The organism is Aureimonas sp. Leaf427 (assembly GCF_001425485.1).
GTDB lineage: Bacteria > Pseudomonadota > Alphaproteobacteria > Rhizobiales > Rhizobiaceae > Plantimonas.
The window spans coordinates 99,474-124,440 of the sequence record NZ_LMQW01000048.1 but is presented as its reverse complement, the minus strand read 5'-3'; the positions used below and the strand labels follow the sequence as shown (position 1 = coordinate 124,440).

24 protein-coding genes and 1 other RNA gene are annotated in these 24,967 nt (G+C 68.7%); 10 read left to right on the top strand and 15 right to left on the bottom strand.

All coding sequences use genetic code 11. The features are described from left to right. Window positions 1-6: 6 nt before the first annotated feature. Together ASG62_RS20055 and ASG62_RS20050 are read left to right on the top strand one after the other, a co-directional pair. Window positions 7-1,068, top strand: a complete 1,062-nt coding sequence (locus tag ASG62_RS20055) for a helix-turn-helix domain-containing protein (protein WP_056696572.1) — start codon at window positions 7-9, stop codon at window positions 1,066-1,068. A 77-nt stretch (window positions 1,069-1,145) separates the two neighbouring features. Beyond that, the gene (locus ASG62_RS20050) at window positions 1,146-2,435 is read left to right on the top strand and encodes an MFS transporter (protein WP_056696575.1); all 1,290 of its coding nucleotides are present in this window, start codon (window positions 1,146-1,148) and stop codon (window positions 2,433-2,435) included. Window positions 2,436-2,439: 4 nt separating this feature from the next. On the opposite strand, the gene ASG62_RS20045 is transcribed toward ASG62_RS20050, so the two are convergent. Continuing rightward, complete coding sequence (locus tag ASG62_RS20045) at window positions 2,440-3,348, bottom strand: DMT family transporter (protein WP_056696577.1); 909 nt, start codon at window positions 3,346-3,348, stop codon at window positions 2,440-2,442. Between the two features lie 94 nt (window positions 3,349-3,442). Here ASG62_RS20045 and ASG62_RS20040 point away from each other — a divergent pair, with 94 nt between their 5' ends. Then, window positions 3,443-4,168, top strand: a complete 726-nt coding sequence (locus ASG62_RS20040; RefSeq protein WP_056696579.1) for a pyrimidine 5'-nucleotidase — start codon at window positions 3,443-3,445, stop codon at window positions 4,166-4,168. A gap of 12 nt (window positions 4,169-4,180) precedes the next feature. On the opposite strand, the gene ASG62_RS20035 is transcribed toward ASG62_RS20040, so the two are convergent. Then, complete coding sequence (locus ASG62_RS20035) at window positions 4,181-4,480, bottom strand: hypothetical protein (protein ID WP_056696581.1); 300 nt, start codon at window positions 4,478-4,480, stop codon at window positions 4,181-4,183. 71 nt (window positions 4,481-4,551) lie between these two features. After that, the gene (locus ASG62_RS20030; RefSeq protein WP_056696584.1) at window positions 4,552-5,409 is read right to left on the bottom strand and encodes an LOG family protein; all 858 of its coding nucleotides are present in this window, start codon (window positions 5,407-5,409) and stop codon (window positions 4,552-4,554) included. 139 nt (window positions 5,410-5,548) lie between these two features. Between ASG62_RS20030 and dapD the strand changes: the two genes are divergently transcribed. Further along, the gene (gene dapD / locus ASG62_RS20025) at window positions 5,549-6,403 is read left to right on the top strand and encodes a 2,3,4,5-tetrahydropyridine-2,6-dicarboxylate N-succinyltransferase (protein WP_056696586.1); all 855 of its coding nucleotides are present in this window, start codon (window positions 5,549-5,551) and stop codon (window positions 6,401-6,403) included. A gap of 432 nt (window positions 6,404-6,835) precedes the next feature. Here the strand turns inward: dapD and ASG62_RS27710 are convergent, their stop codons facing one another. Continuing rightward, window positions 6,836-8,230 (bottom strand): lytic transglycosylase domain-containing protein, encoded by a 1,395-nt coding sequence (locus tag ASG62_RS27710; protein ID WP_156382270.1) that lies wholly within the window; start codon window positions 8,228-8,230, stop codon window positions 6,836-6,838. Between the two features lie 172 nt (window positions 8,231-8,402). Here ASG62_RS27710 and dapE point away from each other — a divergent pair, with 172 nt between their 5' ends. Together dapE and ASG62_RS20010 are read left to right on the top strand one after the other, a co-directional pair. Next, window positions 8,403-9,605, top strand: coding sequence for a succinyl-diaminopimelate desuccinylase (gene dapE / locus ASG62_RS20015; protein ID WP_056696591.1), 1,203 nt, complete (start codon window positions 8,403-8,405; stop codon window positions 9,603-9,605). After that, entirely contained in the window at window positions 9,565-10,203 is a 639-nt protein-coding gene (locus tag ASG62_RS20010; protein ID WP_056696593.1) for a hypothetical protein, read from the top strand. Before dapE ends, ASG62_RS20010 begins: the two co-directional genes overlap by 41 nt. Window positions 10,204-10,212: 9 nt before the next feature. On the opposite strand, the gene ASG62_RS20005 is transcribed toward ASG62_RS20010, so the two are convergent. The 4 genes from ASG62_RS20005 to def form a co-directional block, all read right to left on the bottom strand. After that, entirely contained in the window at window positions 10,213-11,469 is a 1,257-nt protein-coding gene (locus tag ASG62_RS20005; protein ID WP_056696596.1) for an MFS transporter, read from the bottom strand. A 183-nt stretch (window positions 11,470-11,652) separates the two neighbouring features. Beyond that, on the bottom strand, window positions 11,653-12,396 hold the full coding sequence (gene truA / locus ASG62_RS20000) for a tRNA pseudouridine(38-40) synthase TruA (RefSeq protein ID WP_056696598.1): 744 nt from the start codon (window positions 12,394-12,396) through the stop codon (window positions 11,653-11,655). Further along, the gene (gene fmt, locus ASG62_RS19995) at window positions 12,396-13,349 is read right to left on the bottom strand and encodes a methionyl-tRNA formyltransferase (RefSeq protein ID WP_056696600.1); all 954 of its coding nucleotides are present in this window, start codon (window positions 13,347-13,349) and stop codon (window positions 12,396-12,398) included. Before fmt ends, truA begins: the two co-directional genes overlap by 1 nt. A gap of 10 nt (window positions 13,350-13,359) precedes the next feature. Continuing rightward, window positions 13,360-13,875, bottom strand: a complete 516-nt coding sequence (gene def, locus ASG62_RS19990; RefSeq protein WP_056696602.1) for a peptide deformylase — start codon at window positions 13,873-13,875, stop codon at window positions 13,360-13,362. A gap of 143 nt (window positions 13,876-14,018) precedes the next feature. On the opposite strand from def, the gene ASG62_RS19985 reads away from it, so the two are divergent. The 3 genes from ASG62_RS19985 (at window position 14,019) to ASG62_RS19975 (ending at window position 18,974) form a co-directional block, all read left to right on the top strand. Continuing rightward, on the top strand, window positions 14,019-15,185 hold the full coding sequence (locus ASG62_RS19985) for a DNA recombination protein RmuC (RefSeq protein WP_056696604.1): 1,167 nt from the start codon (window positions 14,019-14,021) through the stop codon (window positions 15,183-15,185). A 152-nt stretch (window positions 15,186-15,337) separates the two neighbouring features. Further along, window positions 15,338-16,810, top strand: coding sequence for a serine protease (locus ASG62_RS19980; protein ID WP_056696606.1), 1,473 nt, complete (start codon window positions 15,338-15,340; stop codon window positions 16,808-16,810). A 124-nt stretch (window positions 16,811-16,934) separates the two neighbouring features. Further along, entirely contained in the window at window positions 16,935-18,974 is a 2,040-nt protein-coding gene (locus ASG62_RS19975; protein WP_056696607.1) for a PhoX family protein, read from the top strand. Window positions 18,975-19,180: 206 nt separating this feature from the next. On the opposite strand, the gene ASG62_RS19970 is transcribed toward ASG62_RS19975, so the two are convergent. From ASG62_RS19970 to ASG62_RS19945, 6 genes are all read right to left on the bottom strand, one after another. Further along, entirely contained in the window at window positions 19,181-20,416 is a 1,236-nt protein-coding gene (locus ASG62_RS19970; protein WP_056696609.1) for a lytic murein transglycosylase, read from the bottom strand. Between the two features lie 7 nt (window positions 20,417-20,423). Further along, window positions 20,424-20,735 carry a type II toxin-antitoxin system RelE/ParE family toxin gene (locus tag ASG62_RS19965; RefSeq protein WP_056696611.1) on the bottom strand — a complete coding sequence of 104 codons (312 nt, stop codon included), beginning with the start codon at window positions 20,733-20,735 and terminating at the stop codon, window positions 20,424-20,426. A 2-nt stretch (window positions 20,736-20,737) separates the two neighbouring features. Further along, entirely contained in the window at window positions 20,738-20,983 is a 246-nt protein-coding gene (locus ASG62_RS19960; protein WP_056696613.1) for a type II toxin-antitoxin system ParD family antitoxin, read from the bottom strand. A gap of 68 nt (window positions 20,984-21,051) precedes the next feature. After that, the gene (gene recR / locus ASG62_RS19955) at window positions 21,052-21,657 is read right to left on the bottom strand and encodes a recombination mediator RecR (protein WP_056696615.1); all 606 of its coding nucleotides are present in this window, start codon (window positions 21,655-21,657) and stop codon (window positions 21,052-21,054) included. An 81-nt stretch (window positions 21,658-21,738) separates the two neighbouring features. Further along, complete coding sequence (locus ASG62_RS19950; protein ID WP_056696617.1) at window positions 21,739-22,062, bottom strand: YbaB/EbfC family nucleoid-associated protein; 324 nt, start codon at window positions 22,060-22,062, stop codon at window positions 21,739-21,741. A 117-nt stretch (window positions 22,063-22,179) separates the two neighbouring features. Next, the gene (locus ASG62_RS19945; protein ID WP_056696620.1) at window positions 22,180-24,000 is read right to left on the bottom strand and encodes a DNA polymerase III subunit gamma/tau; all 1,821 of its coding nucleotides are present in this window, start codon (window positions 23,998-24,000) and stop codon (window positions 22,180-22,182) included. Window positions 24,001-24,107: 107 nt separating this feature from the next. Here ASG62_RS19945 and ASG62_RS19940 point away from each other — a divergent pair, with 107 nt between their 5' ends. After that, a complete protein-coding gene (locus ASG62_RS19940; protein WP_413814224.1) occupies window positions 24,108-24,752 on the top strand; it encodes a methyltransferase family protein in 645 nt (214 codons plus the stop codon). 86 nt (window positions 24,753-24,838) lie between these two features. Here the strand turns inward: ASG62_RS19940 and ffs are convergent. Further along, window positions 24,839-24,935, bottom strand: an RNA gene (ffs, locus tag ASG62_RS25940) — signal recognition particle sRNA small type. Window positions 24,936-24,967 lie beyond the last annotated feature (32 nt).

Genomic DNA, 24,967 nt, shown 5'->3' with positions numbered 1-24,967 from the left:
ACGGATATGATCTTCGTTCCCCTGCCGTTCCTCGTCACCCTGCTCTGCACGATCTTCGTCGTTCGAGGCCTCGCCGCCGGCCACTCGACCGGCGACCGGAACCCGCTGCTCGGATCGATCGCCGCTTACGGGCTCCTCTCTTTCGTCATCGGACTGCGCTGGGGCTACGGCTTCGCCGCTCTCGCCGTGCTCCAGCCCGTTCTCTCCACCCTCGCATTGAGCCTGACGGTCTCGGCCTTCCACAAATGGGCAGGGCATCGATCCGGCCGCGACATCCGATATCTCGACATCGTCCTGCCCACGCTGGGCGTCGCCCTGATCGGGCAAATCGTTCCGGGTGCGATCGGCTGGGTCATCATCGCCCTCTTCGTGGCAGCGGGCCTGACGCTCGGCCGCCTGGCGCTGGGCGGCGCCGATGCCCTGCCGCGTGCCGCACTCGACGAGACACCCCTGATCTACCGCTCGCTCCAGGCGACGGCGGTCTTCTTCCTCCTGTCGGCCCTCATCGACCTCGCGATCGATCTCGATTTCCAGTGGACGGGCGGCAGCCATGCCGCGCGGATCGTCGCCATCGCCAACCTGCCGGCGCTGCTGGCGCTTTGCATCGTGGCGGCCGCGACCGGCCGGGCACCGCCGCGCGAGCCCCTACCCTCACGCCCGGCCCCGGCGGATGTCGGCGCCGGAACCGACGAGGAAGCCGATGACGCGCTTCTCGCTCGGCTCGACGCGGCCATGGCGGAGCGCGGTCTTCACCGCGATCCCGATCTGACGCTCGAGCGCCTCGCCCGAAAGCTCGCCGTTCCGGCGCGACAAGTATCGAGCGCGATCAACCGCCGCCGCGGCCAGAACGTCTCGCAATATGTGAACGGGCATCGCGTGGCGGAGGCGCAGCGGCTGCTCGCAACGACGGATCGGTCCGTCACCGACATCATGTTCGAGGTCGGCTTCCAGACCAAGTCGAACTTCAATCGCGAGTTCAGACGGCTCGCCTCGTGCTCCCCCAGCGATTGGAGGGCGCGGCATCGCGCATCCGACGAGAAAGACGCGACGACCCGAGACGCTCCGTAACGGACGGTACGGTTTGGCTTGCGCCGTACTCGTCGTTACGCTAGGGGTCCGGCGTCCTCATCAGTCGCAGGCTTCCCATGTCCAGCATCGCTCTCGCAAAGCCCGCCAATTCCAGGTCGCGCGTTCTCTTCGCCAGCCTCATCGGCACGACGATCGAGTTCTTCGACTTCTACATCTTCGCCACGGCGGCGGTGCTGGTGTTTCCGACGCTCTTCTTCCCGAGCGCCGATCCGACCTCGGCCACGCTGAACTCGTTCGCGACCTTCGCCATCGCCTTCTTCGCCCGCCCCGTCGGCGCGGCCGTCTTCGGCCATTACGGCGACCGGATCGGGCGCAAGGCGACGCTGGTCGCGGCGCTGATGACGATGGGCCTCTCCACCGTCGCGATCGGCCTTCTGCCGACCTACGAGACGGCGGGCGTGCTGGCGCCGCTGCTGCTCGCTCTCTGCCGCCTCGGCCAGGGCTTCGGCCTCGGCGGCGAATGGGGCGGCGCGGTGCTGCTGGCGACCGAGAACGCGCCTCCCGGCAAGCGCGCCTGGTACGGCATGTTCCCGCAGCTCGGCGCCCCCATCGGCTTCATCTGCGCGACCGGCAGCTTCCTCCTCCTTTCCGACTTCCTCACGGACGAGCAGTTCTTCGCCTGGGGCTGGCGCATCCCCTTCGTCGCCAGCGCGCTGCTCGTTCTCGTCGGGCTCTATGTCCGGCTGAAGATCGAGGAGACGCCCCAGTTCGCCCGGGCGATCGAGCGCAACGAGCGCAAGCGCGTTCCGCTCGTCTCGATCTTCGCCGAGCACAAGCGGGAGCTCGCCGCCGGCACGGTCTCCGCGCTCGCGACCTTCGCCCTCTTCTATCTGATGACGACCTTCGTCCTCTCCTGGGCCACCTCGGCGCTCGGCTTCTCGCGCGGCACGTTCCTGCCGATCCAGATGCTCGGCGTCTGCTTCTTCGGCTTCGCGATCCCGCTTTCGGCCATGGCGGCCGACCGCTGGGGCCATCGCGCCGTCCTGATCGCGGCTTCGGTCGGCATCGGCCTCTTCGGCTTCACCTTCGGCCCTCTCTTCGGCTCGGGCTCGACGGGCGCCGTCATCGCCTTCCAGATCCTCGGCTTCGCGCTGATGGGCATGACCTACGGCCCGCTCGGCACGGCCCTGTCCGATCTCTTCCCGACGAACGTGCGCTACACCGGCGCATCGCTCACCTTCAATCTCGGCGGCATTCTCGGCGCCTCGCTCGCGCCCCTCATCGCGACGCGGCTCGCTGGCGCCTACGGCATCTCCTCGGTCGGGCTCTATCTGACGGCGGCCGCCGCCGTCACCGCGGTGGCTCTCGTCCTCGCGCCCTCCAAGGCGCGCCTCGAACAGGCCTGAGCCTTCAGGCCGCGCCCGCGAGAAGACCGAGGATCGCACCCAGAATGAGAAGGCATCCGGCCGCCTCCATCGGCCGGATGCGCTCCTTGAAGAGGAGCACCGAGGACAGGAACGTGAAGACCAGCTCGATCTGCCCGAGCGCGCGAACATAGGCGACCTTCTGGAGCGTCATGGCCGTGAACCAGCCGACCGAGCCGGCGACGCCGACGATCCCGACGAGGAAGGCCGGCACCCAGGCCCGGCGGATGGCGGCAAGCTCCGCCCGATCGCGCACCGCGAACCAGACGAGCATGACGATTGTCTGAAAGGCGGTGGCGACGCAGAGCGCGAAGGCCGCGCGCATCGCGACTTCGGCTTCGCCGAGCGACAGGGAGGCGAGGCGGAAGCAGACCGCCGAGGCGCCGAAGAGCGCGCCGGACAGAATGCCGATCCCCGCCGCCTTGGAAAACAGAGCGCCCCGCCAGCCGCCTGTGGCCGCCGTGCGCCCGCCCAGCGAGATGAGGACGACGCCGCAGACGCCGACGAGAATGGCGGCAAGGCCCGCGGCCGAGACGGTCTCGCCGAGGATGAGAAGGCCGAAGAGCGCGGCCTGCACCGGCTCCGTCTTGGAATAGGCGGTGCCGACCATGAAGTTGCGCAGCGCGAAGAGCTGGACGAGGCAGAACGTGCCGCCGATCTGCGCCAGCCCGCCGACCGCCGCCGCCGCGAAGAAGCGCGGCGAGGTCTCCGGCCAAGCGAGGCCGCCGATCTCGTGCAGCCCCACGGCATAGAGCAGGACCACGGGAAATCCGAAGCCGAAGCGAGCGAAGGTCGCCCCGCTCGGCTTCAGGCTGCCGTTCAGGCGTTTCTGCAGCGCCGAGCGCGCGTTTTGCAGGAAGGCCGCGGCGATGGTAAGGGGAATCCAAAGAGGCAAGGCGGCACCTGGAACGCTGCTGACATGCCCGCTCTATGCGCCGCGCACCCTGGACGGGCAAGCCGCGCCGCCCTCAGCCAAAGGCTTCCCCTTCATGAGCTCCGAGACCCTGATCCGCCAGACCGCCGAGGCGGTGCCCGCCGACTTCGCCCATGTGCGCGACTGGGTCTTCGACCTCGACAACACGCTCTATCCCCGCCGCACCGATCTCTTCGCGCAGATCGACGTGCGCATGACCGAGTTCGTCGCCGACCTCCTGAAGCTGTCGAGGGACGAGGCGCGCCTCGTGCAGAAGGGCTTCTACCGCGACTACGGCACGACGCTGCGCGGCCTGATGACCGTCCACGACATCGATCCCGACGCCTTCCTCCAATACGTGCACGACATCGACTATTCCGGGCTCGTCGCGGACCCCGCGCTCGGCGAGGTGATCAAGGCCCTGCCCGGCCGCAAGTTCATCTTCACCAACGGCGACCGGGGCCATGCCGAGCGGACGGCGCGGGCGCTCGGCATTCTCGACCATTTCGAGGATATTTTCGACATCGTCGCCGCCGGCCTCAACCCCAAGCCGGCTGCCGCGACCTACGACCTCTTCGTCGGCCGCCACGGCATCGAGCCGGCGCGCGCAGCCATGTTCGAGGACCTCGCGCGCAATCTCATCGTGCCCAAGCGCCTCGGCATGCGCACCATCCTCGTCGTTCCGCCCGCGCTCGAGGAGCTTCTCGGCGACGTCTGGGAGCACGAGGGCCGGGAGGGCGAGCATATCGACTTCATCACCGACGATCTCGCGACCTTCCTGACGCGCATTTCCAACGTCTAACCGGGGCGCTCGTCAGCGCTTCAGCTGCGAGCGGCCGCGCTGGACGAGGGAGCCTTCGGTGTCGGGGTCGGCGTGCGAGATTTCGACATCGGCCTCGCGGGGCTCCTCGAAGACCTTGTTCTCCTCGAAGATCGCGTCCTGCTGCTCCCGCGCATAGGTCGCGGTTCCGGCCTGGGCCTCTTCGCGGGCATGGGCGCTGGCGGCGTCGCTGTCCGTCCAGTCCTTGCTCGCCCGGGTCTCGTCGGGGACGATCTTCTGCGGCGTGTCGAGGTTCTGCTGGCGGCGCATCATGTCGGAGTCGGTGTCGGTCATGGCGTTGCGTCCTTCGCTGGAGGCGGTCTCTGCCCCTTCAAACGTCGCGCGAACGTCCCCGTTCCGACCGCTCAGAACCCGTAGAAGCTGCGGATCGCGGCCCAGCCGTCCTCGGCCGTGTCGGCGAAGGTGATGAGGGCGACGTCGTCCGGCGCGATCATGCCCTCTTCGGCGAGGGTATCGAGATGAAGGACGCGGGCCCAGAAGTCGGAGCCGAAGAGGATGACGGGCATCTTCGCCATGCGGCCGGTCTGGATCAGCGTCAGCGCCTCGAAGAGCTCGTCCAGCGTGCCGAAGCCGCCGGGGAAGATCGCCATGGCCTTGGCGCGCAGGAGGAAGTGCATCTTGCGCACGGCGAAATAGTGGAAGTTGAAGCAGAGTTCCGGCGTCGCGTAGGCGTTCGGCGCCTGCTCGTGCGGCAGGGTGATGTTCAGCGCGATCGAAACCGCGCCGACATCGGCGGCGCCGCGATTGCCGGCCTCCATGACGCCCGGGCCCCCGCCCGTGACCACCACGAACTCCTTGCCGCCATAGGTGTTGGCCGAATGCTTCGAGCACATCTGCGCGAAGCGCCGGGCCTCCTCGTAATAGCGCGAATTGGCCTCCAGCCGCTGCCTCTGGCCCTCGTTGCGCGCGGCCCAGGCGGCCGCGCCGGGGGCTGGAATACGCGCGCCGCCGAAGAGGACGACCGTTGAAAGGATGCCCGCCTCGGTCAGCGCCATTTCCGGCTTCATCAGTTCAAGTTGCAGGCGCACGCCGCGCATGGCCTCGCTCGTCAGGAATTCGGCGTCGTCATAGGCGAGGCGGAAGGTCGGCGAGCGCGTCTGCGGCGTGTCCGGCTTGACCTTGGCGAGCGTGCGGTCCTCGCCGGAGCTGGGAAACGGATCCCAGGTCGCGGCTTCGGCGTCCGGTCCGGTCTCGTCGGTCATCTCGAATTCCCTCCCTCGCGCTCGGCCTGCCCGGCTTCCTTCTAGAACCATCGGGGCGCGAATGGGACCGGTTCTCTTTGCCGCGACCGCACGATGCTCTAAGACACGGCCCGACGCTTGGAAACCAAAAGGACGCTCGATGACCGCCGCTGCCCATGCCGACCTTGAACGCACGATCGAGGCTGCCTTCGAGGCGCGCGACGGCATTTCCGCGACGACCAAGGGCGAGGTCCGCGAGGCCGTCGACACCGCGCTCGATCTCCTCGACCGCGGCGAGGCGCGCGTCGCGACGCGCGGCGAGGACGGCGCCTGGACCGTGCATCAGTGGCTGAAGAAGGCCGTGCTTCTCTCCTTCCGCCTCAACGACATGGCGATCATCGAGGGCGGGCCGGGCGGCGCGACCTGGTGGGACAAGGTGCCCTCGAAGTTCGAGGGCTGGGGCGAGAACCGCTTCCGCGAGGCCGGCCTTCGCGCCGTGCCGGGCTCGGTCGTGCGCCGCTCGGCCTTCATCGGGCGCGGCGTCGTGCTCATGCCCTCCTTCGTCAATCTCGGCGCCTATGTCGGCGAGAACTCGATGGTGGACGGCTGGGCGACGGTCGGCTCCTGCGCGCAGATCGGGCGGAACGTGCATCTGTCCGGCGGCGTCGGCATCGGCGGCGTGCTGGAGCCCATGCAGGCCGGCCCGACCATCATCGAGGACGACTGCTTCATCGGCGCGCGTTCGGAGGTCGTGGAAGGCTGCATCGTGCGCCAGGGCGCCGTACTCGGCATGGGCGTCTATATCGGCCAGTCCACCAAGATCGTCGACCGCGAGACCGGCTCCGTCACCTATGGCGAGGTGCCGCCCTATTCCGTCGTCGTCGCCGGCGCCATGCCGGGCAAGCCGATGGGCAACGGCGAGATGGGGCCGAGCCTCTACTGCGCCGTGATCGTCAAGCGCGTGGACGAGCGCACGCGTTCGAAGACCTCGATCAACGAGCTGCTGCGGAGCTGAGGCGGATTGGGGGCGCTCGGTCGCGAGGCCGGGCGTTCACGGGGCGGGCCGGCGCCTGCGCGGCCTGTCATCGAGGGTTGGGTGCGAGGCCCCCCTGTGCCCTCCCGAGCCTTTGTCGAGAGGCGGGCATCTCCCCCGCAATGAGGGAGATCGGCCTGTCGCTGCCGTGTGAAGTTCGGCTTATCGCTGCCGTCTGTGGGTAGGCTCATCGCTGCCGGCAAAGCTACGGCTTGTCCCCGCCGCCTGAGACTCGGGTGACCGCCGTGCTGCGAGGTTTCGATCCTCGGCAAAGCTGCAGATCTCCCTCCTTGCGGGGGAGATGTCCGGCAGGACAGAGGCCTTGCCGGGGAGATGTCCGGCGGGACAGAGGGGGGTGCCTCCCTCGGCCCGTTCAGACGGCCCTTTCAGAAGAACGCCGGCAAACCCGACCGATCAGTCCAGCGCCACATGGGTGACGCGGCCGCCGCGGTCGCTGACGGGGGCGGCGAAGGACGGGGTGGCGAGGGCCGAGCTGGTCGAGACGACGGGCGCTGCGGCGGCCACGCGGCGGCCGGCATCGGAGGCAGCGGCCGAGACGATGGTGCGCGAGGTCGGCAGCGGCACGCCCGGAAGGGCCTCGCGAGAGGCGACGGCGACCGTCTTCTGGCGCTCGGCGGCGGCGGTGATCGTGCCCTTGTTCACCGGGCCCCGGCGGCGCTCGATGGCGGCCATGTGGCGCTTGACGTTGGAGCAGTAGACGGACGCGGCCTTGCTCATGCTGGTCGTGCGATGCCCGCCCTTGTAGCGCATCGCGGTGCCGCAGACGTCGTGGCCGCTGAGCTCCCAGGCGCCGGCGAGATACTTCATGCCGTAGCGAAGATTGGTCTCGGGGTCGAAGAGGCCCTTGGCGGGGCCGGCGAAGCCGAGGCCGCGCGCCGTCGCCGGCTTGATCTGCGAGAGGCCGTAGGCGCCGCCGCCGATCGCGGTCGGATTGTAGTGGCTTTCCACCCGCACGACCGCATAGGCGAGATCGCTCGGAATGTTGTTCTCGGCCGCGGCCTTCTCGATCAGCTGATCGATGGAGGACGATCCGGTGATCGTGTCGGTGCCTTTGAACGTGTCGCCGATGCGCTGGCGAACGCGGCGGGCGGTGTCGACCGTCGTGTCGATCGCGGCGACCGTCACGTCCTTGGCCGCTTCCGCGCCGTCGCCGACCGTCTCGATCGTGGAGGCGACAGCCTGTTTCGCACCGCCGGCAACGGCGCGCGCGCCCTTGACCGGAACGGCGGCGATCTCGGCGACCGTCTCCATCGTCGTGTGCGGGCGACCGCCCTTGGTGGCCTGCTCGACATTCGACGCAACGGGCGAGGACCCGGGCGCCGTGGCCGAAGGCTGGACCGCGGCGGTCTGGACCGGGGCGCCTGCCGCGGGCTCCGCGCCCGGCTTGAAGGACTGCTTGGCGGCGGAGAGATCGGCGATGGCGAGCGAGGCCTGCTCGGCCTTGCGATCGGCGACGTCGGCCTTCAGCGCCTCGGCCTTGGCCGCATCGTCGGCCGGCGCGGCGGGAACGACCGCGTTCGTCGCTTCGACAGCGCTTTTCGCATCGGCCAGCGCGGCGACGGAGGGCTTGGTCGTCGGCATCGCGACGCGGGTGCCGTCGGCGAAGGCCATCACGCGGACGGGCGCATAGCCGTAGGAGCCCGCGGCGGGCTTGTCGGTCAGGGCGGGCTTGGATGCGGTGGAGTTGCAGCCGGACAGTGCGAGGGGGACCACGGCGCAGGCGACGGCGAAAACACCGGCCTGTCGTTCGGGGCGCGATGTCCGCCCCTGTCCCGTTGCCTGTCGCATGCCGTTCTCCTTGGCCGTTTCAACGATGCGAACGTCGTTCGGCGGCAAAGAAGGCAGCCGGAAGGCGAAGACGGCGTCGCGCCTTCGTCTTTACACATTCTGTTCCGGCATGAAACCTTTTGGCAACATGTTGGTGCTTGGAACCGGCCGTTCCGATCGGATACGACAAGCCATGCACAAGCTTCAGACCGATCCGACCGCCCTTCTGCAATCCTTGATTCGATGCCCGTCGGTCACGCCCGAGGAAGGCGGCGCCTTGAGCGCATTGGAGAATTTCCTGAAGCCCCTCGGCTTTGCCGTCGAGCGCCCCGTCTTTTCCGATCCGGGCACGCCGGACGTGGAAAATCTTTTCGCCAAGCTGGGGACAACCGGCCCGCATCTCGTCTTCGCCGGCCATACGGACGTGGTCCCGCCGGGGCCGGAAGGCGACTGGCGCGAGCCGCCCTTCTCGGGCGCGATCGTCGAGGGCGAGGTCTACGGGCGCGGCGCGGTGGACATGAAGGGCGGCATCGCCTGCTTCCTCGCAGCGCTCGCCCGGCAGATCGCGCGCGAGGGCCTGCCGAAGGGCCAGGTCTCGCTATTGATCACGGGCGACGAGGAAGGCCCGGCCGTCAACGGCACGACGAAGCTGCTCGACTGGGCCGCCGAGCGCGGCCACCGCTTCTCCGCCTGCCTCGTCGGCGAGCCGACCAATCCCGACGCGCTCGGCGACATGATCAAGATCGGGCGGCGCGGGTCGCTGTCCGGGCGCCTCACCGTCAAGGGGCGGCAGGGTCACGTCGCCTATCCCCATCTCGCCGACAATCCCGTGCGCGGGCTGATCACGCTGATGGATGCGCTGCTGGCCGAGCCTCTCGACGCCGGCAACGAGCGCTTTCCGCCGTCCAACCTCGAGATCACCGCGCTCGACACGGGCGAGCGCCCCTCGGTGAACGTGATACCGGGCGCCGCGAGCGCCGCCTTCAACGTCCGCTTCAACGACATCTGGACGCCGGAGACGCTGGGCGCCGAATTGCGCCGCCGGCTCGACGGCGCGCTTGGCGACACGAGCCGGCGGCCGGGGCGCAGCGAGCCGATCGTCTACGAGATCGAATGGCGCGAGCGGCCGGCCGAGGCGTTCCTGACGCGCGACGAGCCGCTCATCGCCTCGCTGCGCGAAGCCGTGGAGGCCGTCACCGGGCGCCGGCCGGACCTTTCAACCTCGGGCGGCACGTCGGACGCCCGTTTCATCAAGGATCATTGCCCCGTGGTCGAGTTCGGCCTTGTCGGGCGCACCATGCATATGTCCAATGAACGGGTCGCCGTTTCCGATCTCGAGACACTGACGGACATCTATGACGCCTTCATCTCCCGCTGGTTCGCCGCAAACGCCTGACAGCGTTCCCGACCTTTCCGAAGTGCTCGGCTATTTCCGGGGCGCCGCCCTTCTCATGGCGGGGCGGGCGGAGGGGTTGAAGCGGCTGGATCTCTCGGCGGACGGGTTCTGGACCTCGTTCACCGCGATCCTCGTCGCCGCGCCCCCGGTCGCCTTGTCCTGGATCGAGTTCGAGACGGCCGAGCAGCAATCGGGCATGGCCAGTTCCGCCGGGCCGCTCACGGTCTATCTGGCCCATGCGCTGGCCGACGTCGTCGCCTGGGTCCTGCCGGTCGTGGTGCTGATGCTGCTGGCCAAGCCGCTCGGGCTGAGGCGTAAGATCGTGCCGCTGGTGGTGGCGACGAACTGGGGCGGCGCGCTTCTCGCCTGGGCGCTGACGCCCTACTACATCCTGATCTTCCTGATCGGAAACAACGATGCGAGTGCCATGCTGGGGCTGGCCGCGACGATCGCCACGATCATCCTCACCGCCCGCCTCGCCTCCACGGCGATCGGCCGCGACCTCTCGATCGCGGCCGGCGTGGTCGTGCTGATGATCGTCTCGACGCTCGTCTCCTACGGCGCGGTCATGGACCTCACCGGCGTTCCTCTTCTCTAGAGAAGACGCTCAAGCGCAGGCGTCGGCCTCGCGCAGGGCCGCGGCCGGCCGGGCGCGCTCGGCGGAGGCCGAGAGCGCGAAGATGCCGAGACCGCCGAGGCCGAGAACCGCGCCGACCCAGCCCGTGGAGGCAAAGCCGTAGCCCGCCGCGATGGCCGCGCCGCCGAGCCAGGCGCCGAGCGCATTGGCGACGTTGAAGGCGGAGTGGTTGAGCGCGGCGGCCAGCGTCTGCGCGTCCCCGGCGACATCCATCAGCCGGGTCTGCAGAGCCGGCCCCACGGCGACGCCGCAGCCGATGAGGAAGACGCAGAGGAAGAGGACGACCGGGCTCGAGGCGAAAAGGGCGAAGACGGTCAGCACCACGACGTTGAAGACGAGCATGCCGCCGATCGTGCCCATCAGCGAACGGTCGGCGAGCCAGGCGCCCGCGATATTGCCGAGCACCATGCCGGCGCCGAAGGCGACCATGATGAGGGGCACGCTGGACTCCGAAAGGCCGGCGACCGCGACCGCCGTCGAGGCGATGTAGCTGAACACCGCGAACATGCCGCCGAAGCCGACGGCGCCGATGCCGAGCGTGAACCAGACCTGCGAGCGCGCGAAGGCGCCGAGCTCGCGCATGGCGCCCGCCCCGTCCCTCACCCTGTCCTGCGGCACGAAGATCGCGACGAGAAGAACGGTCAGCGCGGCGATGGCGCCGACGGTGGCGAAGAGCGAGCGCCAGCCGGCGAGCTGGCCGAGCCATGTGGCGAAGGGCGTTCCGATCAGCGTCGCGACGGTCAGGCCCAGCATGACGCGGCCGACCGCCTGGGTGCGCTTGTTCGGCGCCGCCATGGAGGCCGCGACCAGCGCCGCGACGCCGAAATAGGCGCCGTGCGGCAGGCCGGACAGGAAGCGGAAGACAACGAAGCTGCCATAGCTCGGCGCGAAGGTGCTGGCGAGATTGCCGAGCGCGAAGATCGCCATCAGAATGAGCAGAAGCTGGCGCTTGGCCATCTTGGCCGCCGCGAGCGCGATGACCGGCGCGCCGACGACGACGCCGAGCGCATAGGCGGAAATCACATGGCCGGCCTCCGGCGTCGAGACGCCGAGCCCCTCCGCCACGTCCGGCAGGAGGCCCATGATCGCGAACTCGCCGGTGCCGATGGCGAAACCGCCGATGGCGAGGGCGAACTCGGTGAGGCCCGCGGCCCGCCGCGAGAGGGGCGGCACGCCGGCCGGGGCGAGACGCGCGCTGGACGACGCGACGATCGAGGCTTCGTCCATGACGGGCTCCTGGACTGTCGAAGGAAATGTCGGGATCTGCAAGGCGCGCCCGAGCGCACCGATCGGCAGGAGGCTTCAGGTTACTGCATCCGGCCGGGCCGGACTCCCCGCAATCCTGCAGGGCACCCATGCCAAATCACGGACACTGATATCCCAGATGCCCGATAGCGCCGCGACGACCCGTCAGTCGTAGTCGACTCGCGTGAGGTAAAGCCCGTCCGGCGGCGCAACGGGCCCGCAGCGTTTGCGGTCGAGCGATTCCAGCGCCGAGACGAGGTCCTCTTCCGTCCAGCGGTGCTCGCCGATCATCTTCAGCGACCCCGCGAAGGAGCGGATCTGGTTGTGCAGGAAGGACTGCGCGCTCGCATGGATATGCACCTCGTCCCCGGGGCCCTTCATCACGTCGAGCCGGTCGAGCGTGCGGACCGGGTTCTTCGCCTGGCAATGGGCCGAGCGGAACGTGTTGAAATCATGCGTCCCGAGAAGGCGCTTGGCCGCCTTGTCCATCGCTTGGATGTCGAGGGCCTTGCTGACCCACCAGACTTGGCCCTGGAGCAGCGCCGGCGGGGGGCGGCGGTTGAAGATGCGGTAGAGATAGTGGCGCTTGCGGGCGGAGAAGCGGGCATCGAATGTATCGGCCACGGGCTCGGCCGCCAGGATCGTCACGGCCTCCTCGCGCAGGTAGGCGTTCAGCGCGTCGCGGATCGTATCGGTGCGATAGGGTTTCGGCAGATCGACATGGGCGACCTGCCCCGTCGCGTGGACGCCCGCATCGGTGCGCCCGGCGCCGAAGATCGTAATGGGCTCGCCGACGAAGGCTTGGAACGCGGTCTCGATCGCCTCCTGCACGGCATGGCCGTTCGCCTGCCGCTGCCAGCCGACATAGCGCGTGCCGTCATACTCGACGGTCAGCTTGTAGCGCGGCATCAGCCGCGCCCGAGCCGCGAACCCGCCGCGACGGGCGCGCCGCGCAGGAGCGCCTCGGCCGGCATCGGCTTGCCGCCCGCCCGTTGGAGCTCCAAAATCCGCACGGCGCCCGAACCGCAGGCGACGAGAAGCCGCCCGTCGAGCGCGGTGCCGGGCTCGCCGGCACCCGCCTCGGCCATGGCCCGCAGCAGCTTCACGCGCTCCGGCCCCTGGCCGAGATCGATCAGCGTCCAGGCGCCGGGAAAGGGCGAGAAGGCGTTGATCCGGCAGGCGACCGACGCGCCCTCGCCGGAAAAGTCGATCCCCGCCTCGGCCTTGTCGATCTTGCGGGCGTAGATTGTCTCGCGCCCGGTCCGGGCGGCGATGGCCTCCTGCGCCTCGTAGGCGATCGAGCCCGCGCCGAGCGCGGCGACCGCCTCGACCATGGCGTCTGCCGTCAGGAGCGAGAGGCGGTCGTGCAGCTCGCCGGAGGTTTCCGCGCCGCCTATCGCGACCGTCTTCGTCAGAGCGACCGGCCCCGTGTCGAGGCCTGCCTCCATCGCCATGACCATCACGCCGGTCTCGGCGTCGCCGGCCTCGATCGCGCGCTGGATCGGCGCGGCGCCGCGCCAGCGCGGCAGGAGGGAAGCATGTCCGTTGAGGCAGCCGAGACGCGGCGCATCCAGCGCCGCCTGCGGCAGGAGCAGCCCATAGGCGACGACGACCGCGACATCGGCCCGAAGGTCCCGCAGGGCCTCGATCTCCGCCTCGCCCTTCAGCGAAAGAGGGGTGCGGACGGGAAGGCCGAGCGTCTCCGCCTCGGCTTGGACGGACGAGGGAACCGCCTTCAACCCACGACGGCCGGCGGCGCGGGGGGGCTGGGCGTAGACGCAGGCGATCTCGTGACCGGCTTCGACGAGAGCCTTCAGCGTCGGGACGCTATAGGCGGGCGTTCCCATGAAGACGATGCGCATATCGGGCCTTTCAGGCCGTCGCCTTGCGCGCCAGCTTGGTGAACTTCTTCACGACCATGTCGCGCTTCAGCTTGGAAATATGGTCGATGAAGAGAACGCCGTTCAGGTGGTCGATCTCGTGCTGGAGGCAGGTGGCGAGAAGGCCCGTCGCCTCGCTCTCGTGCATCGCGCCGTCGAGCCCGAGATAGCGCACCGTCACCGTGCCCGGCCGCTCGACCTCGGCATAATAGTCTGGGATCGACAGGCAGCCTTCCTCGTAGACCGACAGGGTCTCGGAGGTCGCCACGATTTCCGGATTGAGAAAGACCTGCGGCGCCTTCTCCTCGTCCTCGCCGGCGAGGTCGATGGTCAGCATTCGCAACGGCTCGCCGATCTGGATCGCCGCGAGCCCGATGCCGGGCGCGTCGTACATCGTCTCCAGCATGTCGTCCGCCAGCCGCTTGACGGCGGCATCCACCGTCTCGACGGGGCGCGAGACCTGGCGCAGGAGCGGATCGGGCAGGATGATGAGCGGCTTGATCGTCATTCCCGTCAGGTAATGGCTGGCGGCGCGGCGGTCAATCGCAGGCCGTTTCGAGAGCCCCAGGGCCCGCGCATCCGCCGCCTCCGCTCATTTTGTTCTTCTTTTGATCTGGATTTGACCTGCGTTCTCCTCTAGCCTCCCGACCCATGGATCTCGGCTCGCTCACCGCCTTTCTCGACCGGTCGATTCCGCTCCCCGGCGGAACGGTCGGCATCGGCCCGGCTCTGGCGTCCGCGCTCGCCGTCCTTCTTATCCTGGCACTGGTCGGCGCGCTGCGCGGGCGGAGCGCGGCGCGGCAGGCGGCGGCCGAGACGGCCGACCGTCTCGACGCGGTGCTCCAGTCCCAGGCCGAGATCACCGGGCGCATGCAGACCATGGCCGAAATCCTCGGCACACGGCAGGCGGACCTGACGCGGACGGTTGCGGAGCGGCTCGACGGCATGTCCTCGCGCGTCGGCCAGTCCATTCTGGAGACGACGCGCGAGACCAAGGCGAGCCTTTCCGCCCTGTCCGAACGGCTCGCGGTGATCGACCGGGCGCAGGGGCGGATCAGCGACCTGGCGGGCGAGGTCGTGCGGCTTCAGGATATCCTGTCCAACAAGCAGGCGCGCGGCGCCTTCGGACAGGGGCGGATGGAGGCGATCGTCGCGGATGCCCTGCCGCCCGGCGCCTTCACCTTTCAGGCGACGCTCTCCAACGGGCGGCGGCCGGACTGTCTCGTCCATATGCCGAACCGGGGGCCGGCCCTCGTGATCGACGCGAAGTTTCCGCTGGAGGCCTGGTCGGCCTTTCGCGACTCCGAAGCCGATGCGGACCGGCAGCTCGCCGCCGCGCGGCTGCGGCGGGACATGGACGTCCATGCGCGCGCCATCGCGGAACGCTATCTCCTGCCCGGCGAGACGCAGGACACGGCCTTTCTCTTCGTGCCCTCGGAATCGATCTTTGCCGAGCTCCACGAGCATTTCGCCGACATCGTCCAGAAGGCGCAGCGGCTTCGCGTCGTCATCGTCTCGCCGGCTCTCCTCATGCTCTCGATCCAGGTGGTGCAGTCGATCCTGAAGGACGCCCGGATGCGCCAGGAGGCTGGGCGCATCCAATCGGAGGTGCGGCTTCTGATGGAAGATGTCGGGCGCCTCGACGCACGCGTCGCCGCCCTGAAGACCCATTTCGGCCAGACCGGGCGGGACATCGACCAAATCCTGATTTCGACGGAGAAGCTGATCCGACGCGGCGAGCGAATCGCGGAGGTCGAACTCGGGCCGGCGGAGGACGCGATACCGCTGGCGCCGCAGGGACAACTGGTGGGCCTTTAGATGGAGAAGTGCTCACTCGCCCATCCGATCTCGTGCAAGGAGGTGTGGGAAGATGAAGACGATCCATTGACAAATCGTTACGTTGGAATGGATCGAAAACGGTCGATGTCACGTTTGAACGACATCTGAGGTCTTGCCTTTCGGAGAGCGGCATGCGTCGCCAGTTCCAGGCCCTGTTCGTTGGTTGCTTGCTCGTCGCGACGCCTGCCGTCGGCGCGACCTTCGGCACTGACGTAGCGTCGCTCTCGACCGCCTATCAGCAAGAGACCGAACCTTCGTTTCGCCTCGGCCTGCAGATGCGCCTTGCCTGGACCGGCGATTATGTCGGGCCCTTCAGCAGCGAGATCGACGCGGCCAGCCTTCGCGCCATCCGCGACTTCCAGGCTCGCCACGGCATGTCCGCGACCGGCATCATCGACGAGGCGATGCTGCGCCGCCTGATCGATGTCAGCGACCGTGCGGAACACCAGACCGGTTTCAAGATGTACGACGAGGCCGCGACCGGAACGCGCGTTGCCTTGCCGACGGCGCTCGTCGCCGATGCGGGCCCGACCGATGTCGGCCGTGTCTGGCGCTCGGAGAACGGCACGATCGAAATCGAGGCCGTTCGCATGACCGGCGACGGCCAGTCGATCGACGGGCTGTTCGACGTTCTCGGCTCGCCTGCGGCAACGCGCACGGTCGAAAGCGCCGTTCTTTCGACCGACGGGTTCTCGGTGTCCGGCACGGAGAACGGCCGGCCCTATTCCATGCGCTTCGGCGGCACGGACGGCGACGTGCGCGGCTATGTCGTGTCCTACGACCGTTCGGTCGAATCGGCGATGCGCCCGTTCGTGACCGTCGCGATGAACCTCTTCGAACCGGTCGCCCCCGGCTCCGAACTCCGTCTGGTCGGTCGCGAATCCGGCGAGTCCAACGTTGCGCGTCGCGCGGAGACGGTGCCGAACGTGTCTCTGCTTCATGCCGGGATCGCGCCGGATGCCGATTCCGAGAGCAGCGGCATCGACTCGTCGGGCAGCGGCTTCGTCGTCTCGAAGGATGGCTGGCTCCTGACCAATGCGCATGTCGCGAAGTCCTGCCGCTCGGTTCTCGTCGGCACGGCGGGCAAGGCCGACAAGGTTCTGATCGACGAAGAGAACGATCTTGCCCTCGTGCATGTCGATGCCGATCTCGGCGCGCCGCTGCCGATCGCGGCCGGCGTTCCGCGCCTCGGCGAGGATATCCTGGCGCTCGGCTACCCGCTGCGCTCGATCCTCGCGGACAGCCTGAACGTCACGCGCGGCAACGTCTCCTCGCTGCTCGGCCTCGGCAACGACAAGCGCTATCTGCAGATTTCGGCGCCCGTCCAGCCCGGCAATTCCGGCGGCCCGCTCGTCGATCTCTCCGGCCGCGTCGTCGGCATCGTCACGGCCAAGCTGAACGCCGTCGCCATCGCCGATGCGACCGGCGACATCCCGCAGTCGATCAATTTCGCGATCCGCCCGGACGCGGCCATTCGCTTCCTCGACGACAACGACATCGCCTTCATCAAGGCTGCCGAGCGTGGCGCGGACAAGAGCGTCGCCGACACGACCGAGGGCGTTCAGTCCGCGATCCATCCGGTTCTCTGCCTCAACGGCGAGTGACCTTCCCCTCTCCGTCGCCGGCGCTCGGGGCCGGCGACGAGCGTCATGCCTCTGTTATGTGCCGCGTCTAGCAGTCTGGAACCGTTTCAAAGAGGGGCTCGTCCCCGAAGAAGGGTTCCGGATCATGACCGACCACGACATGACGCGCGCCGCGTTCCGCACCTCTCTCCTGGAAGAGAACGAGGGCGACGGGCACAACGAAACCGCCAATCCGACCATGGGCGAGATCATCGCCTCGCGCTTCTCGCGCCGCGACTTCCTGCGCGGATCGCTGGCGACCGCGGCGATCGCCGCGACCGTCAGCCCCCTTGCCCTCGCGACCGCCGGCGATGCCCGCGCCGAGACGGCCGGCACGGCGTCCGACGCCTCGCGCTTCACCTTCACCGAGGTCGAAGCCGGGATCGACGCGAACCACCACGTGGCCGCGGGCTACGACGCCGATGTTCTGCTTCGCTGGGGCGACGCGCTCTTCCCCGATTCGCCGGCTTTCGATCCGACGCGGCAGAGCGCGGAGTCGCAGGCCCGCCAGTTCGGCTACAACAACGACTATGTCGGCTACATCCCGATCGACGGCTCCTCCGAGCACGGGCTTCTCGTGGTAAACCACGAGTACACGAACGAGCACCTGATGTTCCCCGGCATCGTCTCGGTCGTCGACAAGCCCGATGAGAAGGACCCGGCCAAGATGGTCAAGGCGCTCGAGATCGCGCCGGCCGACAAGGCCCGCGTCGATATCGAGATGGCCGCGCATGGCGGCACCGTCGTCGAGATCCGCAAGGAGGGCGGGAAATGGGCGGTCGTGCGCGACGGCGCCAAGAACCGCCGCATCACCTCCACCACCGAGATGCAGCTGTCAGGCCCGGCGGCCGGCGATGCCCGCCTCCAGACCGTCGCCGACCCGTCCGGCCGCAAGGTCTTCGGCACGATCAACAACTGCGCCGGCGGCGTCACGCCCTGGGGCACCTATGTCATGGCCGAGGAGAACATCCACGGCTACTTCATGGGCACGCTGCCGGAGGGCCACAAGGAGGCCGAGAACTACAAGCGCCTCGGCATTCCGGAAGGCACCTATGCCTGGGGCCAATTCCACGACCGCTTCGATCTCGCCAAGGAGCCGAACGAGCCGAACCGCTTCGGCTGGATCGTCGAGGTCGACGTCGAGGATCCCAATTCCATCCCGAAGAAGCGCACCGCGCTCGGCCGCTTCAAGCACGAGGGCGCGGATTCGATCGTCTCCAAGGACGGCCATGTCGTCTTCTATCTCGGCGACGACGAGCGCTTCGACTATGTCTACAAGTTCGTGACCGCGGGCACGTTCGATCCGAACGATCGCGCCGCCAATCTCGACCTTCTCGACGAGGGCACGCTCTATGTCGCCAAGTTCTCCGAGGACGGCACGATCGCCTGGATGCCGCTGACGCATGGCCAGGGCGAGTTGACGGCGGCAAACGGCTTCGCCTCGCAGGCCGACGTTCTGATCGAGACGCGCCGCGCCGCCGACTTGCTCGGCGCGACGAAGATGGACCGGCCGGAGGACATCGCGCCGAACGGCGTGAACGGGCGCGTCTACGTGATGCTGACGAACAATTCCAAGCGCAAGGAGACGGACGCCGCCAATCCCCGCGCCAAGAACGCCTTCGGCCACATCATCGAGATCGCGGAGGCCGATGGCGACTTCGCGGCGACGACAGGCCGCTGGGAGGTGCTCCTGAAGTGCGGCGACCCGTCCGTCGCCGAGGTCGGCGCCTCCTTCTCGACCGAGACGACGAAGAACGGCTGGTTCGGCATGCCCGACAATTGCGCGGTCGACACGGACGGGCGGCTCTGGGTCTCCACCGACGGCAATTCGCCGAAGGCGACGGGCCGCACGGACGGCCTCTTCGCGGTGGACACGGAGGGCGCCGCGCGCGCCACGTCCAAGCTCTTCTTCCGCGTGCCCGTGGGTGCGGAAATGTGCGGCCCGCTGATGCTGCCGGACATGGCGACCTTCTTCGTCGCGGTCCAGCATCCCGGCGACGGCGGCGAGGATTGGGAAGGCTTCGGCCGCCCGTCCTACTACGAAGACCTCTCGACGCGCTGGCCGGACTTCAAGCCCGACATGCCCGTCCGTCCCTCGGTCGTCGCCATCACCAAAGCCGGCGGCGGCAAGATCGCGAGTTCCTGAGCAGTCGGATCACCCGATAGGCTTCCAACTCGGGCGCGGCAGGTCTCCTGCCGCGCCCGAGCCATTTTCGGCTGCATCCGGCCGATCGACCGAGGCGCAGGGGTCTCAACTCATGGCGCACGGCGCTTGGGGCAAGCGCCCTCGTCCTTCGACGGGCTGAGGGTGAGGGCGGCGGAGGGGTTCGCGGTCGGGCCCGGTGGGCCGTCTCATTTCATTCGCGCGGCCAGCGCCTTCGAGGGCCAGCAGGTCGCGGGCAGGCCGGCCTTCGTCTCGTAGGCGCCGATGGAGCGGCGGGTCTTGAAGCCGGGCAGGCCGTCGGCGCCGCCGACATCGTAGCCCGCCGCCTGGAGCTTTTCCTGAAGGCGGGCGACATCGCCGCGCGAGAGGCCGGTCGGCTTGCCCCAGCCGGCTTTCAAGGCGCCGGCGCCGGCCATGCGGTCGGCGACATGGCCGATGAAGAGGGCGTAGAGATCGGAATTGTTGTAGCTTTTCAGGACGTAGAAGTTCGGCGTTGCGACAAAGGCCGGACCGGAGCGGCCGGCCGGCATGAGGAGATGGCCCGTCGCCTTCATCTCGCGCGGCGGGAAGGGCTTGCCGGAGATGCGGGTGACGCCCTCGGCGGCGAAGGCCTGGATCGGGCGCCCCTTGTCCGGCCCCTCGCCGGCGCAGGAGACGGCGGCGGGAACATCGGCCTCGAAACCCCAGCCGCGCCCCTTGGCCCAGCCGTAGGACTCGAGATAGCGGCCGATGGAGGCGAGCGTGTCGGGGACCGAGCCCCAGATGTCGCGGCGGCCGTCGCCGTCCTCGTCCACCGCGAGCGCCTTGAACTTCGTCGGCATGAACTGCGGCTGGCCGAGCGCGCCGGCCCAGGAGGAGCGCATCTCGGAGACCTTGAGATGCCCGTCCGCCACGATGTCGAGCGCGGCCAAAAGTTCGGTGCGGAACATCTCCTTGCGGCGGGAGAGATAGGCCTTGGTGCCGAGAACCTCGAAGGCGTTGTAAGGAATCTTCGCGGCGCCGAAGCCGGATTCGCGGCCCCAGATCGCGACGACGATCGGCCCGGGCACGCCGGTCTCCGCCTCGATCCGCGCCAGAAGCGTCGCATGGGTCTTCAGAAGCCCGCGCCCCTTGGCGGCGAGGCCGGCGAGCTTCTTCTCGTCGAAATAGGCGGCGGGGCTCTGGAACTCGGCCTGCCGGTTCACCTCCTCCACCTTCGCGGTCTCGCCGGGTCTCTGGAGATCGGGCAGGTCGAGATTGGGCTTCACGCCCCGAAAGGCCTCCTCGAACACGGCGCGCGGCACACCGTTCGCCTTGGCGGCCGGCCAGATGTCGGCTTCGAGGAACTTGCGAAAGCCGGTCTCGACGGAGGATTGGGCGAAGGCGGGGCCCGCGAAGATGATCGCACCGACGAGGACGATGGCCGTTCTCAAGCCTCGCTGCATGGAAACCTCACTGTTGGGGATGGAAATAGGCGTCGATGTCCCGATGCCCCTCGACGATCGCGACGATCTCGAGGCGCTCGCGATCATGATACCGCATGAAGACGACGTAGCGGCCGATGGCGACGGAGCGAAGATCCGGGCGAATCTCTGGTCTCGTCCTGCCCATCATACCGGGCAGAGAGGCGAATTTCCGGCACTTCGTCCTGATCCGGTCGACCACTCTTCGTCCCGTTTCCACGCTGCCGGACGTTCTCGCGACATGCGTCAGGATCGAAACGAGGTCGGCCTGCGCTTCCTTCGTGTAGAGAAGGCGGCGCAATCTCAGGAGCCCGTCGCGCTCAGCCGCTCCGTTGCCGCATCCAAGGCCTGTTCGACATCTGCATCCGACGTCTCGCCGCCCGCGGCCAGCGAGCGCCCGATCTTCGCACGAAGCCAGTCGAGCTTGCTCTCCCGCTCCTGCAGCAGGCGAAGCCCGTCTTCGACGGCCTCGTCGGCGGAGGCGTAGCGGCCGCTTTCGATCAGCGTCTCGACCAGACCGTCCCAGGGGCTTGCGACCTTGACCTGCATTTCGTCCGCTCCTTCGGCTGTGCGAGCATTCTACCAGAGCGCCGCCGGCTTTCGAAATCGCTTGCGCGTCAGAAGCTCGTCCGAGCGCGCATCGCCGCCGAGAGCGTACCCTCGTCGAGATAGTCGAGCTCGCCGCCGACCGGAACGCCGTGGGCGAGGCGCGTGATCTTCACGTCGAAGCCGGCGAGCTGGTCGATAATGTAATGGGCCGTGGTCTGGCCCTCCACCGTGGCATTGACGGCGACGATGACCTCGCGGACCTCGCCGGAGGCGACGCGCTCGACGAGGCGGCGGATGGTCAGATCCTCCGGGCCGACGCCTTCCAACGGTGAGAGCACGCCGCCGAGGACGTGGTAGGAGGCGGACAGCGCCTTGGCGCGCTCCAGCGCCCAGAGGTCCGACACGTCCTCCACCACCACGACGAGCGTCTGGTCGCGCGCGGGATCGCAGCAGATCGTGCAGGGGTCGCGCGTGTCGATGTTGCCGCAATTGGAGCAGACGACGACGCGCTCCAGCGCCTCGGCCATGGCGCCGGCGAGCGGGGCGAGGAGCTGCTCGCGGCGCTTGACGAGATGCAGCGTCGCGCGCCGCGCCGAGCGGGGGCCGAGCCCCGGAAGCTTGGCGAGAAGCTGGATCAGCCGCTCGATCTCGGGGCCGGCAATGGATTTGGCCATCGTGTCGTCATTTCGATTCGTCGTCGAGCCGGGCGCGATCGGCAGGCGGCATCGCTTGGCCGATCGCGCTTCGGCGAAGGCTTAGAAGGGGAACTTCATGCCGCCGGGAAGCTGGAGGCCGGCAGTGAGCGATTCGGTCTTCTCCGCGATCGTGGCTTCCAGGCGCCGCTTGGCGTCGGCATGGGCGGCGACGAGGAGGTCCTCCAGAATGTCCTTTTCCTCCGGCTTCACCAGCGAGGGATCGATGGAGAGCGCTGTGAGGTCGGACTTGCCGTTCAGCGTGACGGAGACGAGGCCGCCGCCGGCCTCGCCGGTCGCCGAAATGCCGGCGATCTCGTCCTGAAGGCTCTGCATCTTCTCCTGCATGGCCTTTGCCTGCTTCATCATCCCCATGATGTCCTTCATGGAATCCCTTTCGCTGGTGTTCTAACTCTTGCCGGTCGCAACCGGCGGGTCGTCGTTTCGTCGCTCGGAGCGCCGTCGCATGAGAGGTCGGCGCGGTCCGTCTCGGGCTCGGGCCCGTCAGGCCTCGTCGTCGTCATCCTCCGGCGGCGGATCGGCGGGCGCCTGTGCCTCGGGCAGTCCGGCCTCGACCGCGATCTCCGCGGCTTCGGCCGCGGCCGCCTCGCCGCGCAGCCGCACATCCACGACGCGCGAGCCGGGAAAGAGTTGCAGGATGGCGGCGACTTCCGGGTCGAGAGCGGCGTCGGTGACGAGCGCCGTGCGCCGCGCCGTCTCCGCCTCCTCCAGCGTCGGCCGGCCCGGCTCGTTCGAGATCGAGACGGTCCAGCGGCGGCCGGTCCATTCGTGCAGCTTGCGCTGGAGATCGCCGGGCAGCGTGCGCGGCGCCTCGTCGGTCAGGGCGAATTCGAGCCGCCCGTCCTCGATGCGGACCGGGCGGATGTAGCGGCGCAGATAGGCCCGCATGCGCGAGTCGCGCTTCTCCTCCGAGAGCGCGACGAGCGCCTCGATCGAATCGTAGCGCGGCGCCTGCGGCTCGGCCTGGACGGGAGAGGGCTGCGGCGCGCGGCTCTGCGCGCGCGCCTCGCCGCCGCCGTTCGAGGCGATGGACAGGCGCGGCGGGGCGGAGAGCAGCGTGGCGGAGGGGCGCTCGGCCGTCGGCCCCGAGGCCGAGCCGCCGCCGTTCGGCGCGGCCGGGATGGCGGGCAGATCGTCGCCGCCGCGTAGGGCGCGCAGGAGATCGGCGGGCGCCGGCAGGTCGGCGGCATGGGCGATGCGAATCATCGCCATCTCGGCGGCCTGGCGCGGCGCGCTCGCCCCCCTCGCCTCCTCGATGGCCTTCAGGAGCATCTGCCAGACCTGGGAGAGCGTGCGCACCGACAGGCGCTTGGAAAGGTCCAGCCCGCGCTGGGACTCGGCGGGGGCAAGCGTCGGGTCCTCGGCGGCGCCGGGCACGAAGCGGAAGGAGGTGACGAGATGGGTGAAGTCGGCGAGATCGGCGAGGACCACGACCGGATCGGCGCCGCCCTCGTACTGGTCGCGCAGCTCGGCCAGGGCCTTGGCCGCGTCGCCGGCCATCAGGTGCTCGAAGAGGTCGATCACCCGCCCCCGGTCGGCAAGGCCGAGCATGTCGCGCACGGCCTCCGCCCCCACGGTGCCCGCGCCGTGGGCGATGGCCTGATCGGTCAGCGAGAGGGCGTCGCGCACCGAGCCCTCGGCGGCGCGCGCGATGAGGCGCAGCGCGTCGTCCTCCGCCGGCACGGCCTCGGCCTCGCAGATGCGTTTGAGGTGCAGGATCAGCTTGGCCGCGTCGACGCGGCGCAGGTCGAAGCGCTGGCAGCGCGACAGGACCGTGATCGGCACCTTGCGGATCTCGGTCGTCGCGAAGACGAACTTCACATGCTCCGGCGGCTCCTCCAGCGTCTTCAACAGGCCGTTGAAGGCCTGGTTGGAGAGCATGTGGACCTCGTCGATGATGTAGACCTTGTAGCGCGCCGAGACCGGGCGATAGCGCACCTGCGCGATGATCTCGCGGATGTCGTCGATGCCGGTGTGGGACGCGGCGTCCATCTCCACGACGTCGACATGGCGCCCTTCCATGATCGCCTTGTCGTGGATGCCGGGCTCGCGCATGTGGATCGTCGGCTCGTGGATCTCGGCCGTCTCGTAGTTCAGAGCGCGGGCGAGGATGCGCGCCGTCGTCGTCTTGCCGACGCCGCGAACGCCGGTCAGCATCCAGGCCTGCGCGATGCGGCCGGTCTCGAAGGCATTGGTCAGCGTGCGCACCATCGGCTCCTGGCCGATGAGGTCGTCGAAGCTCGCGGGCCGGTATTTGCGCGCGAGCACCCGATAGGGCGCGGCGGCGGGATCGACCGCGCTCATCGGGCCGAATCGTGCATTTGGGGAAGACGAGGAGGTCGAGGCGCCATGCTCCTCACTTAAGCCATGATGCCGGCCGTTCAAAGCGGGACTTGGCGCTCGAGGCTGTTATGAACCTTGGACAGGCCACGATGGAATCGGTCGGGGACGCCATGAACCTCTCGCGCTATCAGAAGCTTCGACGCGGCGCGCTGGCCGGACTTCTGGCGAGCGCCTTCCTGGCGCTCGCGGTCGTCGGCTCCAGCCATGGCGAGGAGATGCACGAGTTCATCGAGCAGCTCGGCTTCGCGCTGATGATCGCCGGCATCATGGGGCGCATCTGGTGCACCTTCTACATCGGCGGGCGCAAGTCGGCCGAGATCGTCGATGCCGGGCCCTATTCGATGACGCGCAATCCCCTCTACGTCTTCTCCACGGTCGCGGCGGCCGGGGTCGGCGCGCAGACGGGCAGCCTCGTTCTCGGCGCGGTCTTCGCGATCGGTTGCGCGCTCGCCTTCCAGCCGGTGATCCGGCGCGAGGAACGGCATCTCCTGGAAAAGTTCGGGGCGCCCTACGCGGCCTATGTGGCGCGCGTTCCGCGCTTCGTGCCGCGTCTCTGCGGCTACGAGGACCGGGCCGAGATGACGATCCGCACGGACCGCGTCTACCGCACGCTGATCGACGGGCTGGTCTTCCTGACCGCGATCCCGCTCTTCGAGGGCATCGAGTTCCTGCAGACGAGCGGCCATCTGCCGCTCCACCTTCTGCTGCCCTAGGCGCGACAGACTCACTGCGGCGCGCAAGACGACGTCACCCCGCATGGCGGGGATTTCAGCCGAATGAACCTGTCGAAGGGAAAAGGGTGGGAGGCTGGCACGATGACCCGTGCCGTGCTCGTTGGGGCTGCTTCCTTCCGGACCTGACCCGGTTGGCGAGTGGCTCGTCCACCACCAACCTCCCGCCGCTCATATCGCAGGGGCGCGGGCCGATT

What these genes read in the sequence shown, in the direction of transcription:
- ASG62_RS19960 (WP_056696613.1), bottom strand. Translation starts at nt 20,983, where the DNA reads ATGCAGGTCAAGGTCGCAAGCCCCTGGGACGGTCTGGTCGAGACGCTG.
- ASG62_RS20050 (WP_056696575.1), top strand. Translation starts at nt 1,146, where the DNA reads ATGTCCAGCATCGCTCTCGCAAAGCCCGCCAATTCCAGGTCGCGCGTT.
- dapD (WP_056696586.1), top strand. Translation starts at nt 5,549, where the DNA reads ATGACCGCCGCTGCCCATGCCGACCTTGAACGCACGATCGAGGCTGCC.
- ASG62_RS19975 (WP_056696607.1), top strand. Translation starts at nt 16,935, where the DNA reads ATGACCGACCACGACATGACGCGCGCCGCGTTCCGCACCTCTCTCCTG.
- ASG62_RS20010 (WP_056696593.1), top strand. Translation starts at nt 9,565, where the DNA reads ATGACGCCTTCATCTCCCGCTGGTTCGCCGCAAACGCCTGACAGCGTT.
- ASG62_RS20030 (WP_056696584.1), bottom strand. Translation starts at nt 5,409, where the DNA reads ATGACCGACGAGACCGGACCGGACGCCGAAGCCGCGACCTGGGATCCG.
- ASG62_RS19940 (WP_413814224.1), top strand. Translation starts at nt 24,108, where the DNA reads ATGAACCTTGGACAGGCCACGATGGAATCGGTCGGGGACGCCATGAAC.
- ASG62_RS19980 (WP_056696606.1), top strand. Translation starts at nt 15,338, where the DNA reads ATGCGTCGCCAGTTCCAGGCCCTGTTCGTTGGTTGCTTGCTCGTCGCG.
- ASG62_RS19950 (WP_056696617.1), bottom strand. Translation starts at nt 22,062, where the DNA reads ATGAAGGACATCATGGGGATGATGAAGCAGGCAAAGGCCATGCAGGAG.
- ASG62_RS20055 (WP_056696572.1), top strand. Translation starts at nt 7, where the DNA reads ATGATCTTCGTTCCCCTGCCGTTCCTCGTCACCCTGCTCTGCACGATC.
- dapE (WP_056696591.1), top strand. Translation starts at nt 8,403, where the DNA reads ATGCACAAGCTTCAGACCGATCCGACCGCCCTTCTGCAATCCTTGATT.
- ASG62_RS20035 (WP_056696581.1), bottom strand. Translation starts at nt 4,480, where the DNA reads ATGACCGACACCGACTCCGACATGATGCGCCGCCAGCAGAACCTCGAC.
- ASG62_RS19970 (WP_056696609.1), bottom strand. Translation starts at nt 20,416, where the DNA reads ATGCAGCGAGGCTTGAGAACGGCCATCGTCCTCGTCGGTGCGATCATC.
- recR (WP_056696615.1), bottom strand. Translation starts at nt 21,657, where the DNA reads ATGGCCAAATCCATTGCCGGCCCCGAGATCGAGCGGCTGATCCAGCTT.
- def (WP_056696602.1), bottom strand. Translation starts at nt 13,875, where the DNA reads ATGACGATCAAGCCGCTCATCATCCTGCCCGATCCGCTCCTGCGCCAG.
- fmt (WP_056696600.1), bottom strand. Translation starts at nt 13,349, where the DNA reads ATGCGCATCGTCTTCATGGGAACGCCCGCCTATAGCGTCCCGACGCTG.
- ASG62_RS20005 (WP_056696596.1), bottom strand. Translation starts at nt 11,469, where the DNA reads ATGGACGAAGCCTCGATCGTCGCGTCGTCCAGCGCGCGTCTCGCCCCG.
- truA (WP_056696598.1), bottom strand. Translation starts at nt 12,396, where the DNA reads ATGCCGCGCTACAAGCTGACCGTCGAGTATGACGGCACGCGCTATGTC.
- ASG62_RS27710 (WP_156382270.1), bottom strand. Translation starts at nt 8,230, where the DNA reads ATGCGACAGGCAACGGGACAGGGGCGGACATCGCGCCCCGAACGACAG.
- ASG62_RS19985 (WP_056696604.1), top strand. Translation starts at nt 14,019, where the DNA reads ATGGATCTCGGCTCGCTCACCGCCTTTCTCGACCGGTCGATTCCGCTC.
- ASG62_RS20040 (WP_056696579.1), top strand. Translation starts at nt 3,443, where the DNA reads ATGAGCTCCGAGACCCTGATCCGCCAGACCGCCGAGGCGGTGCCCGCC.
- ASG62_RS19945 (WP_056696620.1), bottom strand. Translation starts at nt 24,000, where the DNA reads ATGAGCGCGGTCGATCCCGCCGCCGCGCCCTATCGGGTGCTCGCGCGC.